The following is a 16339-nucleotide window of genomic DNA, read 5'->3' on the forward strand; positions in this document are numbered from 1 at the left end:
TTTATTTTATAATTTTGCTTTTTTATTGCTCGAGTGGCGGAATTGGTAGACGCGCCGGATTCAAAATCCGGTTCTTAGGAGTGTGGGTTCGATTCCCACCTCGAGTACGGAAATAAAAAGCCGACTTTTACGAGTCGGCTTTGTTGTTGGGTAAAACATAGGTGGCGAAAATGTGCAACTTTGACTGATAAGAACATTTAAATATAGCATAGTTGTATTTGAAATTATATGCTATAATCATATAAAAAAGTGAGGATTTATACCCTGACAATCTTTTAGCCTTAACAAGTTCCTTAGAATCTTTGGCAACTCCTTTTACTTTCTATTATCACAGCAATACTTACATACTAAAGAAGTGTCTTTTATGCTTGTTTCCCTTTGTATATGTCATATATCCTCTAATTTTATTTCCTTCCATTTTTAAAGGGAATAAGATTTTCTTATCGCACAATACAAAGAAGATGTTTGAGGAGTTATCTGTTACAATCTGATAGGAAATGTTAATGCTTTTATCTTTTATAAGAGTATCATAACTCTGGACTTCAATATTTTGATCACAATTATCGATTAAGTCTCTAAAATAAATTAGATGAAAAAAGGCTGTCTCTAAATGCAATTTTTTCGGAATCTAATTGTACTTCGGGATTTTGATACAAATTATTATTTATAATAATTTTATCGTCTATTTCTCTATTTTTTAAATTAGTTAAAAAATCGTCAATACCTGATCTCTTTTCATCTTGCGAAGAGCAACTTACAAAGGAAATCATAATTAGAATAGCAAAAATATTTTTCATAATATATATAATTTAAGGACAAGTTCCACTATTTTAAGATAGTGCTAATTTTTCAAATTTTGCCAGAACAGAACATTAATATTCTTCCTAAAGCCATAGTGAAATTTCAATATTGAAAGAAACAATAGCAAATTTAACTTGTGAAATGAAAACTGATCTTTGAAATGCGTAAATTATTTATACTTTAAATATAAAATCTTGAAAGAAAATCAAGTTAAGTGTAGTAATGCTACTGGCTCATTTTGTGTTTATAGATGAATTTGTAAGGAACTAGTATTCCTTACAAATTGTATGTGTTAAAAAATCTAAAAAGAGATAAATTTATTTTGCTCTTTGTTATGTTGTATTTAAACTTTTTTATTGTAGTTTTAGCACAAACCAACGTTATACTTTGCTAAGAGATAGCGTATATTAAATTATGTCTTTTTAGATAGGAAACCACGGAAACGTTAATAAAATTAACAATTCACACATATGTTCTATTAAAAAAAACATTTGTATCATGTTATTGTTCTTTTAAATCAAATATTTGTTGGACTAACTCAAAATCAATATTTATGAAAATTAGTTTAAAGTTTAAATACAAGCAGAGTGCTTATATTTTATTAATGCTTTGTACCATGTCATTTGGATTTGTGCAAGCACAAACATCGCCAGTTACAGGTACAGTGGTCACGGAGGACGGAGATCCTCTGCCGGGTGTAACAATAATTGTTAAAGGTACTGCTAATGGTGCGGTGTCAGATTTTGATGGTAACTACACTATAGATGCTAAAACAACTGATATTTTGGTATTTACTTACGTGGGTTTTGCTAGTAAAGAAATTGCAGTGGCAGAACAAAAAGTTGTTAATGCTACTTTGGTAGAAGCGGCTAGTGAATTAGATGAAGTTGTAGTTGTAGGATACCAAACACAAAGGAAAAGAGAAATTTCCGGAGCTATTAGTTCTGTAAAACAAGAAGTGTTAGAAAGACAGTCGGTAACTAATTTTGCTGAAGCGTTACAAGGCCAAATAGCTGGGGTGAATGTACAAGCTGTTAGTGGTGCGCCAGGAGCTCGTATAAACGTTCAGATTAGGGGGACAAATTCATTAACAAGTACAGGTACTGCTGATTTGGATCCGCTTGCGGGACAAATTAATCCTAATGATAATGCTTTAGGTCCACTGTATATAGTAGACGGAGTACCTTTTCCTGAACCGCCTAGCATAAGTCCTAATGAAGTTGAATCTATTGAGGTTTTAAAAGATGCAGCTACAACTGCAATTTATGGAGTTCGTGCTGGTAATGGTGTTATTATTATTACTACCAAAAGAGCTAAGTCTGGTCCTTTAAGAGCAGAGTTTAGTACATTTACTTCAGTTAATAGAATTACATCTAGTGTACCAACGTTAACAACTCCAGAGTATATTGCATTAAATAGACAGATTGTTGAAAATAACAGGCAGTCTTTTGCAGCTACTGGTGTATTTGTAACAAATCCAAATGCTTTAGATAATAACACAGATTGGCAAAGTTTTGTTGTGAATAATAATGCTTTAACCCGAAATTATAATGCTAGACTTTCCGGTGGAGCTGATAATGCTAATTTTAGTTTAGTTTTAGATCATATAAATCAAGATGGTGTTTTTGCAAATAGTGATTTTAGACGTACAAATATTCGTTTGAATAACAACTTCAAAAAAGGGAAATTTTCATTATTTACAAGTGTATTTTTAAGTAGAGATTTTTCAAATAGAGAGCCATGGGCAATACTATATGATGCTATAACTTCTCCTGCTACTGAAGCTGGTCCAGATAGAATTGAAAATGGTAATTCAGTAACAGGTGGTCGAGACCAATTTAATATTTTAGGAAATATTCTTAGAAAATTACAAGAAACGAGTACAAGACGTTCTAACACGGCAAGTATAGCGTTGCAATTTAGATACGAAATTTTAGACGGTTTAAATGCAAGAGTAAATTTAAGTGGTAGTAGAAATGATAGTGAGAGTACTTTTTTTAGACCTGGTTTTCGTTTTGTAGATGAAGATACAGGTGAGCTTATCCCTAATAGAGCTATCCAAGCCATTTCTCAATTAACAGAAAGGACAAGTTTGTTTGAGCAAGGAACCTTAGAGGGTATTCTTGATTATAAGAAAAAATTTGGAAAACATAACCTATCTTTATTAGGGGGTGTTACAGCAGAACAGCGTACATTTAATACGACTAGAACAGATGTAAGAGAGTTTAGATCTAACGATCCTATACCAACAATTGATCAGGCAATAGACGCTGAAAACATTACAGTACAAGGAAATGTAGCTCCAAGTAATCTTTTTAGTTTACTTGGTTCTGTAGGTTACGATTTTGATGGAAGATATTTAATAAGAGCTAATATTCGTAGAGACGGTTCTAGTAATTTTCAACCAGAGTTTAGATTTGAAACTTTTGGTGGAATTTCTGCAGCTTGGTCAATAACAAGAGAAGGTTTCTTTAAAAATTCTGAGGCTTTGTCTTTCATTAATGATTTTAAACTAAGAGCCAGTTATGGTGAAGTAGGTAATCAAAATATTGGTGCTTTTAGAACATCAAGATTAATTAATAATAATCTTAATGTTCCATTAGGAACAAATGGTAATGTCGTAAACGGACTTAACCAAACAGCAATATTTAATCAAAATTTGCAATGGGAAACAAGTGTAAATAGCAATTTTGGTGTAGATTTATCATTGTTTGATTCTGCCTTTACAGTTACCGCAGAATATTATGATGTAAAAAAAGAAAATTTGTTACTATTGTTGCCAGTACCAAGTTCTTCAGGGGTTTTACCTCCTAATGGTGGAAATCCAGCTACTATCGCGACTAACGTGGGTGAGCTTACTAATAAAGGTGTTGAAATTTCTGCAGGTTATAGAGATCGTAAAGGAGATTTTAAATGGGGACTTAATGGTGTATTTACTACAAACAGAAACGAAGTGACTGAGTTATTTGGTTCATCATCACAAATTACAGGAGAAAGAATTACCCCAGGTAACAACAGATTGCCAAATGATCCTGTTAATTTTGCAAGAGAAGGTTTCCAAGCAGGTGCTTTTTTCCTAGTGCCTACAGCTGGTATTATACGTACTGATGAAGAGTTACAAGCTTATCAAGAAAATTTTGGTGGTTCAATTGTTGAGGGTGCAGAAGTTGGAGATCTTAGATTTGTAGATGCTAATGGAGATGGAGATATAGATTTAACCAATGACAGGCAGTTTGCTGGTAACAATACACCAGATTTTGAAATAGGTTTAAATTTTAACACATCTTACAAAAATTTTGACTTTAACATGAGTTGGTTTGGATCTTTTGGAAGCAAAGTTTATAACGGACCTAAAGCTTTAGCTTTTGATTCAAGTAACCATAGAGATCAATTGTTTGCTTTTACTCCATCTAACACAACTTCAGATATTCCTATTCAGAGACAACTTACGGGAGAATCAATACCTTTTTCAGATTTTTTCTTGGAAGACGGCGACTATATTAGATTAAGAAACATACAATTAGGATATAATATTCCTAAAGATGCATTAGATAGGATAGGTTTTTCTAAATTTAGAATATATATTGCGGCATCTAACCTACTTACCATTACAGATTATTCTGGTTTTGATCCAGAAGTTGGTGGAGATGGTTTGTTTTCAAAAGGTTTAGATAGAGGTTTTACACCTATTACAGGCTCTGGTAGAATTGGTTTACAAATAGGATTTTAATAGTTAAATTATGAAACAAAAAATAATATACATAACGTTATTCACATTCATTATAAGTCTTTTAAGTTGTAGTGATGATGATACAGATTTTTTAGAGGTTGAAAATAGAAACGCTTTAAATGCTGATAATTTTTGGCAAAATCAGCGAGATGCAGAAGCAGGTATTTTTTCGGTATATAGTGCCTTACAGTTTAATGGAAATATGGGAGAGGCATCCGTTACTAATTTTGGATTACGTTCAGAAATTGGTAAAGTAGGTAATGTAAATAGAGAAGCTGCAAATATCCAAGTAGATTTTGCTCTTGTTGATGCAACAAATCCAACTATTCAGGCAATATGGGAAGATGCTTATCAATTAATTTTTAGAGCTAACCAAGTTTTAGAAAACGTTCCAGATATTGATATGGATGAGACAGCAAAAAGAGAAATTTTAGGAGAAGCACGTTTTCTGCGTGGTTTGGCTTTCTTTTGGTTAGCAACATCTTATAATGAAGGAAGTATAATTTTGCCTACTACAGCTGCTGCAGGTTTGGAGGAGTCAAGATTAGGTCTTTCAGATAGGGCTACAGTATATGCGCAGATTTTTGAAGATTTTACAATAGCACAAACCAATTTAGAAGGAAGATTAAATTGGAGTGCTGAAAATTCAGAAGGAAGAGTAACATGGGGTGCTGCAACAGCCATGCTAGGTAAAGTATACTTGTATGAAGAAGATTTTGAAAATGCTAAAATTGAATTTTTAAAAGTTATCAATTCTGGTGAGTATAGTTTAGTGGAAAATATTGCTGATAATTTTACAGAAGCAGGAGAATTTAATTCTGAATCTATTTTTGAAGCTCAGTTTTTTGCTAATATAATAGATGATGGAGCTTTTGGTGATGGTGAAGGAGGAAATCCTGATGAATCTACTTTAAGAAGTAGAAGTTGGAATAGAGGTAATGGAGGTGTAGGTAATATCTTTGCTACACATTTCATCACTAGTCTATATCGTAATGAAGTTGTCGATACTACTTTAAACATAAATCTTACGAATCCTCAAATTATTTTTGGAGAAGATTACGACATCGCAGAAACTGATGATGTTAATGCTGCATTTATTGATGTGTTGCCAACAAGAAGAAATTCTCTAAGGAGTGAAGCTTCTCTAGTATACGAAGGTGATGGTACTTTATATTATCAAAGACCTACACAAAACTTAGTTAGAGTAAATGCTAGAGGTTTAGTTAAAAAGTTTACAAATTTTGATAGGGATGCAGAAACATTTAACTCAGGAATTAATGAAAGGGTTATACGTTATGCAGATGTGCTTCTAATGTACGCAGAAGCAGTCTTAAGAGATGAAAGTGATGCAGGTGTAGCAGAAGCATTAATTTATATAAATCAAGTAAGACAGAGATCAGGATTAGTAACTTTAGAAAGGTTATTTGCTGGAGTAGATGTGCCACCTATTATAAAGAATACATTTCCTGATGCCACAGAAATGGAGTCTATGGAAATAATTGAGGCTTTAGAAGAAGATGCCCCAGGACTTTTAATAGAGCCTCAAGCTTTAACAGCAACTAACATAATACGTCATTTATTTAATAAAGAACGCCCAGCTGAGTTTGCAGGCGAGGGTAGAGATATTAATTGGCAAGATCTTAGAAGAAGACCAGCTTCCATAGGGGGGACTGTAGATAGAATTGCAGAATTAGCAGGTTATACATATGGAGAGGTTAGTGTAGGCGTGCAAAATTTTGAAATGCTGCCTGAGGCTATAGAAGATGCTTTAGGAGATTTTAATGATAGAACTATGAATTTTACTGAAGATGACTTCTTTTATCCTATCCCTTCAGCAGAAGTAATACAAAACCCTTCATTAGGAGGAAACTAATTTTAAATTTAATACTATGAAAATAATATATAAATATATCCTCACATTAGTTGTAATGATAACTCTAGTGTTTTCATGTACAACTTTTGAGTATGAAGAACCAAATACAGGTTCGGGAATTGCTAGTGCACTTAATAGTCTAAACCTTGGTTTAAGAGACGAAGTAACTCGTGTAAGAATTAATGATACTGTTGCGTTTAATGATATTTCTTTGGATGCAAGTGGAAGAACATGGTCTTTTACTGGTAGTACAGTTGATATTTTAGGGAGTGGTAATGATGTTTCTAGTACAAGAGAATCTTTTTCAGCAATTTTTAAACAAATAGGCGAAGTAGAAGTTACATTGATTCCAAATTTTAATAATCCTTTAGATCCAGCGGCAGTTGCAATTGATACTATGAATTTTAATGTCCTGCCTGAGGTTGTGGCTAATTTTGTAGTTAATATTCCATTAACAGGTGAGGATTTAATTATAGAAGCTGGTCAAGAAGTAATTTTTACAAATATTAGTAGTGAAATAGAAAGTGCTGAATGGACTTTTGTAAATTTATCATCAGGCGAACCTGTAGTTATAGAAACATCTACAGAGGCAGAAAGTGTTATAACTAGATTTGGTTCAATAGGAACTTTTGGTGTTACCTTACGTGCTTTCACTAATGCACCTTTTTCTGAAGATACTATAGCAAGGGTATTTACAGTGGTTCCTTCATCACTTCCTGTACTTGTAGAAAATGAAATTATTGAAAATGAAAACGGTGAATTGACTGTAGCCTTTTCTAGAGATTTAGATCCAGCATCATTAGATGATATTTCTGCCTTTGAATTATCAGTTGATGGTGCCCCTGCTGTGATTAATTCAATAATGTTAGATCCTAATAACGCTTCTAATATTATCGTTATACCAGCAGAGAACATTAAAAATACACAAACGGCTTCATTAACCTATACTAGAGTAAATTTAATATCATCGGACCTTACTGATGCGCCTTCTTTTACTGATTTAGTTGTTGTTCCATTTAGCCCTAATTTAATTGTAAATACAGACCCTACTTTTGAGGATGGATCTGTTTGGGGACCCTTTCCTGTACCTGCGGGGCTTATAGTGGAATCTGTAGATGCTGACAATGAAAGTGATTTTGCTATGGGTATTACAACTCCTGGTCCTGCTTCTAGTCGTTTTGAACTATTCTCACCAGCAGGTTCGGTTGTTGCTGCTGGTCCTGGTACTAGATTAAGTATGCAGTTCGATTATAATATCCCTCCTGAATGGACTGGAGCTGAAATGAATATTAGATTAACTGGATCTGGTCAACCATTTGACGCCTTTAGACAGTTTATCGGTCCAAACGCTTTAATGAGAGATGGTCAATGGCATACATTTACAATACCAGTTTTAGGTGCTAATGGAGGAACTGTAACTCCAGATGATTATTCTGGACGTATACAATTCCAAATTATTACAGCTGCAGGTATTGATCCTTTACTAATTCGTTTAGATAATTTTGTGATAGAGCGAATAGAAGAATAGTAAAAATACATTTTGAATTTAAAAGGGCTGTTTATTTTTTACTTAAACAGCCCTTTTTATATTTAATTATGTAGAGAAAAATATTTTTTTTCAGCTATTAATTGCTTAAAATAAGTGTATTTTTTATTTGGCAGATAATAGTTCTGGGTTAAAATTAGATTTGATGTTTATAACAAAGGGGTGTCATATCTTTACCAAGTAAATTTTATTCTAGACGATACAATTTAATAATGTGTATGTTACTCGTACTTTAAATTAAAGGTTTAAAGTGTTATGATTAAGATTTAATAATATAGTTATTTAATGTAAAATTGAGTTAAGAATTCAAGTTTCTTTATTTAAAAAAACAAGACATTTACTAAATTAAAGTGCTGTATTTCATTTTATTAAAAAACATCCAGCTAAACGATCTAAATCACCATAGTAGTTAATCTTAGCTAAAGTATACCATCATCCATCTGTTTCATTTAAATTTATATCTTTAGTAACCTTTTTAAAAAGAACTCCTTTTAATATTTTTAAAACACATGTAGGTATCTATTCTCTAGTGAGTATTAAATCTTTTTAGCCATCATAATCAATCAACAGGCTCTAGCAACTAAATACTTAAATTTTTGTGCTATTTTTAACAACAACCTCCACCGTTATAATGCCAAGTACTCTCACTAATATGAATTTGATCATTTGCTTTTGCTAACGCAGCAGCAGTTTTATCGCAAACAGCTAAAGGTTGGTTTTGCATTAATACATGACCTTTTTTATCATCAAAATAATCCTCATCGCCATAATATATGGCTGTTTTTCCTGTAAAAATACAAGGCCCATCTTCTGGCATAGGATCTTTAATTGCTGCTATTTCTATTGATTCTATAAAGATTAATTCATCTGTTGGGTAATGGTTGGGAGAGAGTACTCGGTACGATTTCCTAGCTCTAATTTCTATGGTTCCAAAACCAGCATCTGTTAATGCTTTTACATAATCAGCAATAGAAATACTACCACTTAAACACAATGCTCTGAGTCTGTCATCATTTCGCAACTCGTCATTCATAGGTTGCTCACAAGTTGGGTCGCTCATTACCAAACGCCCATGCGGTTTTAAAACGCGGTACATTTCTGATACTGCTTTTTTTAAATCTTCTGCTTTAAAGATATTAAAAAGACAGTTTTGTGCAGCCACATCAATACTATTGTCTTCAACGGGAAGATTTAAAGCATCACCTTTAACTAGGTTTACAAAATCACTTTTAAACCAATCGTTTTCTTCTTCTGCAATTTTAAAATTTTGTTTTGAGGCTTCAAGCATTTCATCCACAACATCTACTCCTGTAACACCACCTTTTTGTCTAGAAAAGTAAGAGAATTGAAGTAATTCCATACCACCACCAACACCTACGTACAATACTTTAGGGTTGTTTATCAAATCTTGCGCAGAAACAGTACTTCCGCAACCATAGTTCATTTCTTGCATTATGGTAGGGATAGAAAGCCCTGGAAATTGCCAAACAGGATTGGTTGTACAACACAATCCTACATCGGGGGTTAATGCCGCTTCTTTATATAAATCGTTTGTAGCTTCTAAATAACTCATAACTTTTTCTTTATAACTGTTTTATTAATTCTCTAAATAATTTTACCATTTTTGGTTCTGTAGTACCCGCAATTTCTATAATTTCTTGAATATTTACAGGTTCTAGATGATCGGGGTCACATTCATCTGTTAAAACAGATACGGCAACCACTGGCAAATCTAGGTGATTGGCAACAATAATTTCTGGTACAGTACTCATACCTACCGCATCTGCACCTATAATTTTTAACATTCTATACTCTGCTTTGGTTTCCAATTGAGGACCAACTACAGAGGCATAAACTCCTTTTTGTAAAGAGATATTCTCTTTTTTGGCTATAGTAATTAATTTTTGACGCATATCAAGGTCATATGGCTCGCTCATGTCTGTAAACCTGCTCCCAAATTCACTTACATTTTTAAAGGCTAATGGAGATCCTCCCTGGAGGTTTATATGATCTTCAATAAGCATGATATCCCCTTTTTTATAATCTAAATTAATAGCGCCAGCAGCATTAGAAACAAATAATTTTTTAATTCCTAATTGGTGCATTACACGAATAGGGTAGGTAACATCCATTAAATCATAACCTTCATAGATGTGGAAGCGCCCTTGCATTACTACAACTTTTTTGCCTTCAAAAGAACCGTAAATTAATTTTCCAGAATGAAATTCAACAGTAGCAAGAGGAAAAAACGGAATATGATTGTAATGTGCTTCTATGGGGTTTTCAATTTCTTGCGCTAATTTCCCTAAACCAGTTCCTAAAACAATTCCTATTTCTGGAGCATCAAAACCTTTGCTAATTAAATAATCTGTAGATTCTTGTAGCTGTTTGTTTGTCATATTATTTCAATGTTTTTTAAAAAAGGAGAAAAAGCTTCTATATCCTTTATATCTTCATATAAATCAATATCATTCTTAGTTTCTAAAAGTGCAACGTTATACTTTTTTAAATCATTTAAAGTGTCTTTAAGCACACTTGCTGTTCCCCATGCTTTATTTTTAAAGATAGTTGGCTCATAAACATTCATTCCTAAAAGGTAATAGCCACCATCTTCTGCAGGCCCTACAACCGCATCAGAATGATGAAGTTGCTCAAATGCATTTTCTATAGCTGCTTCAGACAAATCAAACATATCACTACCAATTACTATAATTTTTTCAAAACCAGCGGCAAATCCTTTTTTAAATGCATTATCTATTCGCTCTCCTAAATCGTTTCCTTCTTGTATTTTTTTCTGATATATGGTATTATCCCAAATATCATCTTGCCAGATTTGTTCAGAATAGTAAACCTCCTTTTTAACCGATAAATTTTCTGTTATGGTAACGGTATGGTTTAGTAAAAACTTATAGATATCTAAGGCTATGCCATCACCAACTTTTGATGCTAGTCTAGTCTTACATTTACCTAGTTCTGGGTTTCTCGTAAAAATGAGAAGAAGGTTTTTAGAATTCAAATGCTAATGTTTTAAAATTATAGTTTATGAATTGTTTAGTATTTGTCATTTTATAAGTTGATAACTTACTTTTATAAGCCTTTTTTTAAAGTTTTTTTAAGATGCAAATATATAGAATACTCTTATATCTGTTAAAAATTGATGTTTGTAGTAATTTTTAATTTTTTGCATTACAATTTTTAATACAATGATTTTAGAATATGTTTTAATCCAAATGCTGTATTAGAAAATCTATAGTATCTTAAAACTGTTTTTAAAATATACCTGATAAACAGATAGACTATTATTTTTGAGATAAAATAGAGGTAGTATGATGTACTGTAAATTCAGCATCTATTTGTTTACGTTCGGAAGCATTTAGGTACTGTCTGGCTATTCTATTTTCTGGCTTTTGATCAAAAGTATAAAGTGTAATAAGGAAGAGCCATTCTAAAGGTTTCATAACGATATATATAAAGTCTGAAACAATTTTTAAATTAAAAATGCTATAATAACGATGTATTTGGTTGCCTACTTTATTGTAGTTTTTTCTGATGAGCTTATGTGTTTTAGGTAGCTTTTCCTCTATAAGCTCTTCAAATGCATTAGAAATTAAAAGCTGTCTAGTACAAATAATTTTATGCCCTCTTCTTTCTCCGTACCTAAGGGGTTTTACAATTTTCTTATGTCCATTTGCCCCAACAGAGCACAGAAAATGGCCGCCACAGTGTACATTATCACATAAGTGGTCTAATTGAGAAAAACCATGCTTATATGTGTCTGTAAAAACCCTAATAATGGAATCAGGTTTTTGACCAAAAAGCATTAAAAAACTGGATACTATAATGAGTAAAGGGAGGCACAAAATGCATAAGATGGGTATTTTATAAATTAATTTAGAGTTTAATAAATCCCATGAAAATCGCTCTATTTGGTTTAAAGTATTATAGTCAAAAGCCAAACTATATGCTGCTATTTTTTTCTGATTTTTAATCAATTCAAAAACAAATAATAAGATAATAGGTAGGTTTCCTATTAACCACAGCGGTTGTGTAACTTGTATAGCGATACTTATATTTAAAATAATGCCACCTAGTAACAAAGAATTGATTGTTGTTTCTACTAAAGGGCTAATAATATTTTTTTTAAAGGTTGAAATAATATAAGCTAGCGTTACTATTCCAATTAGAGCATATATGGTGAGTTTATGTTGTGGAGAGAAAGTGGCACTATCACTACAACAATTATTTGTTTTTTCATCTACTATTATTAGATAACATAAAGGAAAAGCTATAATTGCTACAAGCTCTATAATGCGATATATTACAATGTGGTAAAGCCTTTTTCCTGTAATTAAATACCGCACAAAATCTAGTACAAGTAAAATAGAGGGGAGACCTAAAAGTAAGAATATAATCATTTCCATTATTTTAATTGATCATTGTTATCTAATTGCAATGAAATTATTAGCATTTAGGACCAGTCCAAAATGGACTATTTAAGATAAAAGCTTTAAAAGAAACTTTGTTAATAGCATCAACTTTTTCTTTACTGTAAAATTTGCTTTTAGTTCTATTCCAACTTAATATAATGTACTGATATTTAATTGTTTTATATAAATTATAGATGGTTTTTAATTTCTTTAATTCTGCTGAAACCTCAATAATATCATTAAATTTATAAGAGTCTTTTAATTTAATTTCTTTTTCAATAATTTTTAAGTCTATGGTATTTATTTTTTCAAATTGCTTGTTGAGTAAAAAACCAATAGTATCTTCATTATTAATATTTTCAATAATTGTTCTTAAGCCATAAATATATTTGTTCTCAGATATGTTCTCTTCATATTGATTTGTTAAAATATTTTTTGAAGCTTTATTTATCCCAAAAGGGATGAGTTCTAATGACACTTTTATATCTGTTCCTTTTCTGGGTATTTCAACTTTTAATTTAAAAACCTCAGTGTTTAATGTAAAATTTGATAAGGATTGCTGTGGAATAAAATCATAAATACCAAATTCTTCAGGAAAGATATCAACTAAGTTTCTGTTAGAACGAAAAACAGACTTTGTTTCACATCCCCATTCTTCATTCACTAAAATAGTATAATTGCCATCTGCCTGTTTAAACCCTCCAGCAATATTAGAACAATAACAACCACAAGTTGGGTATTCTCCAGAAACACTTATATATCCGTTGGCCGTATCATCAATATTGACTTTTCCATCAAAAACGCTTGTTTTTTCTCCTTCATCGTATCCTTCAAGTAAATTAGAATAGCAAGGATGTATACTTTCTAACAATAGACTTCTTAAATTAGATTTATTTTGAGAAAACAAAACTGTTGTGCTAAGTGTTAAAACTACTAACAATATCTTTTTTAAGATCATTTGTTTAATGTTTTTTTAAAAATTAGGGAAATTAAACTAAACTTCAAATGATATAATCATCGGTAATAATTATAGCTATTATCTACAAGCAGTTTATCCTAGGAATATTTATTTCACTGATTAATTTAGTAATAGAGTTTAAAAACTTGTTTCTTAATAAGAGAAATCCTAATTATTATTGAACCTCACTTTTTACCATCTTTTATATAATCCGTTTAGTTGATCATAAAACCATTGTCTTTCATATTTTTTTGTAAAAATAGTCAAGATTTGAGGCTTATGTAATCACTGTTTTCAGGTAAATAAAACATATTGTTTTCTGGATATTAAAGCACAGAATACTCTCTAAAACCTAAATTCAGGTTATTTTAATTGGAAGACACTGCTATTGTATTTGTAATACTAGCACCTTCTAACGCTGCTTCTACAGTAATATCTCCTTTGTTTTTAGTAGATTGCAGTAATAAGATTGCTTTTCCATTATGCGTAATAATTTCATTGCTTTTATGGGCTTGTACATTCATTTCCCAGCCATTATCAACTCCAATATTTTTTCCTTCACCAGTAATTGAGAAAGCAATTTTAGTATCCTTATCCGTAACTAGTGTTCCATTTTGATCTAAAAGGTTTATAGTAATCACTGAAACATCGTAACCATCAGCACTTATAGTATTTTTATTAGCTGACATTTTTATTTCAGAAATTTTTTCTTGAGATTTTAAAATGTACTCATCGGCTTTAATTCCTTTGTTATAGCCTACTACTTTTAATTCTCCTTTAGTATAAGGAACGAGCCATTTTATAATATGATCTGTTTCTAAAACAGATTTTAATTGTTGTTTTCCTAAAGACTTTCCGTTTAAGAATAACTCTGCCTCTTCGCAATTTGTGTAGGTTTGTACAACAATAGCTTCATTATCTTTATAATTCCATTTTTCGTTTACTTTGTACCATTCCCATAAACGCAACTTATTCCAAACAGGAGGAGGCGTTAATTGCATATTAAATTTCCAACCTTCTTTTTCCGAAAAAGAAAATTCTGATGTGCTTGCTGGTGTAGTCACAGCATATACTTTAGGAGCTTTTTTCCATAAAGTTTCGTAAAAATGCCCTCTTGGAGTTTTAAAACCTGCATAGTCAAAAAACGAAATGTTTAAGCCTTTTCTAGGCCATGGTCCTGCTTCTCCTAGGTAGGCAAATCCGGTCCAAGAGAAAACACCAGCAACAAAATCGCGCTCGTTTACACTTTTCCATTCCCCATAATCTCCCCAGTTCTCAGAGCCTAAAATCTTTAAATCTGGATAGGTTTTATGTGCAATATCATAATCTGCTTGCCTGTAATTAAAACCATATACATCTACGGCATTTCCGTAGCCACTAACCATGCCTATAGATGGCAAAACACTACCACAGATAGTAGGTCTAGTGGTATCTTCTTCTTTCACCCATTTTACTAATTTTCTTGCCGTGGCAACTAATGGATCTACACCATCTATATTTTTTTCAAAAGCAGTTTTAATTTTTTTAGCATCATAAATTGGGATGTATTCATAACTACCCGCATCAGAATCTGTATTAACGTCATTATACGTTTTAGAATAATGTGGGTAAGTCCATTCTATTTCATTTCCTATACTCCACATAAATACTGATGGATGGTTAAAATCTCTTCGGATTAAATCTTTTAAATCGCGCTCTGCCCATTCATTAAAAACTTCAGGATAGCCTAGAGATGGATCTATAGCTGGTTTTTTTAAGTTATTATCTTGTGATGTTTGACTTGGATCTGTTATGATTGTATTTTTTTTAGATACTCCAGACGCAGCATTATCACCCAAATAAACTTTACTTTTTCCTTTGGGATTAGACCATTCATCAAAAGCTTCATTCATTACTAAAAGCCCAATCTCATCACAAACTTCTAATAGCTCTGGGGCATGGGGGTTATGTGCAAACCGAACTGCATTTGTACCAATAGATTTTAATTTTTTCATGCGATATTCCCAAATAGCTTTTGGTGCCGCTGCTCCTACAGCACCCGCATCATGATGAAGATTAACGCCTTTAATTTTCATCTGTTTTCCATTTAAAGAAAAACCAGTATTAGCATCAAAATTAAAAGTTCTAATCCCAAAAGTTTCAGTGCTGTTATCAACAAGTTTATCATTTTCAAATACCTTTACTTCTAACTGATAACGGTTTGGAGTCTCAATAGACCATAATTTTGGGTCGTTTAAGGTTAATGTTGCAGTAGCTACTAATTGAGTTACTTTTTTAGTTTCTGTTAGTAATACTTCTTTTTTACTATCTAAAACTGAATATTGAATCGTAATTTTTTTTCCGTCAGCAGGATTACTATCTTCTAATTGTGTTTTTATTTGAATAGCTGCCGATGTTTTACTAACCTTTGGTGTTGTAATCTGTACACCCCATTGCGCAATATGTAATGGGTCTTTTTTTATTAATCTTACATTTCTGTATATTCCAGAGCCAGTGTACCATCTAGAGTCTACATATGCAGAATGATCTACTTTTACCGCTACAATATTTGGTGAGCCATCGTATTTTAAATAATTGCTAAGGTTATAAACAAAAGAAATATAGCCGTTAGGGCGTGTGCCTAATAAATGTCCGTTAATCCATACTGTAGAATTATTGTAAACACCATCAAAAAGAATACTAATTTGTTTTCCTTTATCTATTTCATTTAAAGCAAACGCTTTTCTATACCAACCAATTCCTCCTGGAACAAAACCAGTACTACTTGCTACGTCTCCTTCTTTTTGATAGCCTTTTTCTATACTCCAATCATGAGGAACATTTAAAGTTTCCCAACTAGAATCATCAAAAACAACTTCATGTGCTGTATCACTATCTCCGAGATTAAATTTCCAATCATAATTAAAATCTTCAGTGCTTCTAACCATTTTTGGTTCTTGAGAACACGAAGAAATCAATAATAAAATTCCGAATAGTTGATATAAATATTTCATGATGCTGTAAA

At 32.0% G+C, this 16339-nt stretch carries 10 protein-coding genes and 1 tRNA gene; 4 read left to right on the forward strand and 7 right to left on the reverse strand.

Going from position 1 to position 16339, the window contains the following annotated elements:
* The first annotated feature begins 27 nt into the window (after nucleotides 1-27).
* Nucleotides 28-107: transfer RNA gene (locus ACZ451_RS07870), tRNA-Leu, on the forward strand.
* A 468-nt stretch (nucleotides 108-575) separates the two neighbouring features.
* On the opposite strand, the gene ACZ451_RS07875 is transcribed toward ACZ451_RS07870, so the two are convergent.
* Complete coding sequence (locus ACZ451_RS07875) at nucleotides 576-797, reverse strand: hypothetical protein (protein ID WP_464216570.1); 222 nt, start codon at nucleotides 795-797, stop codon at nucleotides 576-578.
* 557 nt (nucleotides 798-1354) lie between these two features.
* Here ACZ451_RS07875 and ACZ451_RS07880 point away from each other — a divergent pair.
* Genes ACZ451_RS07880 through ACZ451_RS07890 form a run of 3 tightly spaced genes read left to right on the forward strand, consistent with a single transcriptional unit; the run spans nucleotide 1355 to nucleotide 7932 of the window.
* Nucleotides 1355-4531, forward strand: a complete 3177-nt coding sequence (locus tag ACZ451_RS07880) for a SusC/RagA family TonB-linked outer membrane protein (RefSeq protein WP_464216571.1) — start codon at nucleotides 1355-1357, stop codon at nucleotides 4529-4531.
* Between the two features lie 10 nt (nucleotides 4532-4541).
* The gene (locus ACZ451_RS07885) at nucleotides 4542-6404 is read left to right on the forward strand and encodes a RagB/SusD family nutrient uptake outer membrane protein (protein ID WP_464216572.1); all 1863 of its coding nucleotides are present in this window, start codon (nucleotides 4542-4544) and stop codon (nucleotides 6402-6404) included.
* A 16-nt stretch (nucleotides 6405-6420) separates the two neighbouring features.
* Nucleotides 6421-7932: a hypothetical protein gene (locus tag ACZ451_RS07890; protein WP_464216573.1), complete on the forward strand. Its 1512-nt coding sequence runs from the start codon at nucleotides 6421-6423 to the stop codon at nucleotides 7930-7932.
* Nucleotides 7933-8557: 625 nt separating this feature from the next.
* Here the strand turns inward: ACZ451_RS07890 and arsM are convergent.
* The 6 genes from arsM to ACZ451_RS07920 all read right to left on the reverse strand — a co-directional run bounded on the left by arsM (nucleotide 8558) and on the right by ACZ451_RS07920 (nucleotide 16328).
* On the reverse strand, nucleotides 8558-9523 hold the full coding sequence (gene arsM / locus ACZ451_RS07895) for an arsenosugar biosynthesis arsenite methyltransferase ArsM (RefSeq protein ID WP_464216574.1): 966 nt from the start codon (nucleotides 9521-9523) through the stop codon (nucleotides 8558-8560).
* Nucleotides 9524-9533: 10 nt separating this feature from the next.
* Complete coding sequence (locus ACZ451_RS07900) at nucleotides 9534-10349, reverse strand: purine-nucleoside phosphorylase (protein WP_464216576.1); 816 nt, start codon at nucleotides 10347-10349, stop codon at nucleotides 9534-9536.
* Nucleotides 10346-10966 carry a TIGR04282 family arsenosugar biosynthesis glycosyltransferase gene (locus tag ACZ451_RS07905; RefSeq protein ID WP_464216577.1) on the reverse strand — a complete coding sequence of 207 codons (621 nt, stop codon included), beginning with the start codon at nucleotides 10964-10966 and terminating at the stop codon, nucleotides 10346-10348. Before ACZ451_RS07905 ends, ACZ451_RS07900 begins: the two co-directional genes overlap by 4 nt.
* A 283-nt stretch (nucleotides 10967-11249) precedes the next feature.
* On the reverse strand, nucleotides 11250-12365 hold the full coding sequence (locus tag ACZ451_RS07910) for a DUF6688 domain-containing protein (protein ID WP_464216578.1): 1116 nt from the start codon (nucleotides 12363-12365) through the stop codon (nucleotides 11250-11252).
* 46 nt (nucleotides 12366-12411) lie between these two features.
* Nucleotides 12412-13335, reverse strand: a complete 924-nt coding sequence (locus ACZ451_RS07915) for a hypothetical protein (protein WP_464216579.1) — start codon at nucleotides 13333-13335, stop codon at nucleotides 12412-12414.
* A gap of 368 nt (nucleotides 13336-13703) precedes the next feature.
* Nucleotides 13704-16328: a glycoside hydrolase family 2 TIM barrel-domain containing protein gene (locus ACZ451_RS07920; protein ID WP_464216580.1), complete on the reverse strand. Its 2625-nt coding sequence runs from the start codon at nucleotides 16326-16328 to the stop codon at nucleotides 13704-13706.
* Nucleotides 16329-16339: the final 11 nt, after the last annotated feature.

It is taken from the genome of Allocellulophaga tsushimaensis, assembly GCF_055383085.1.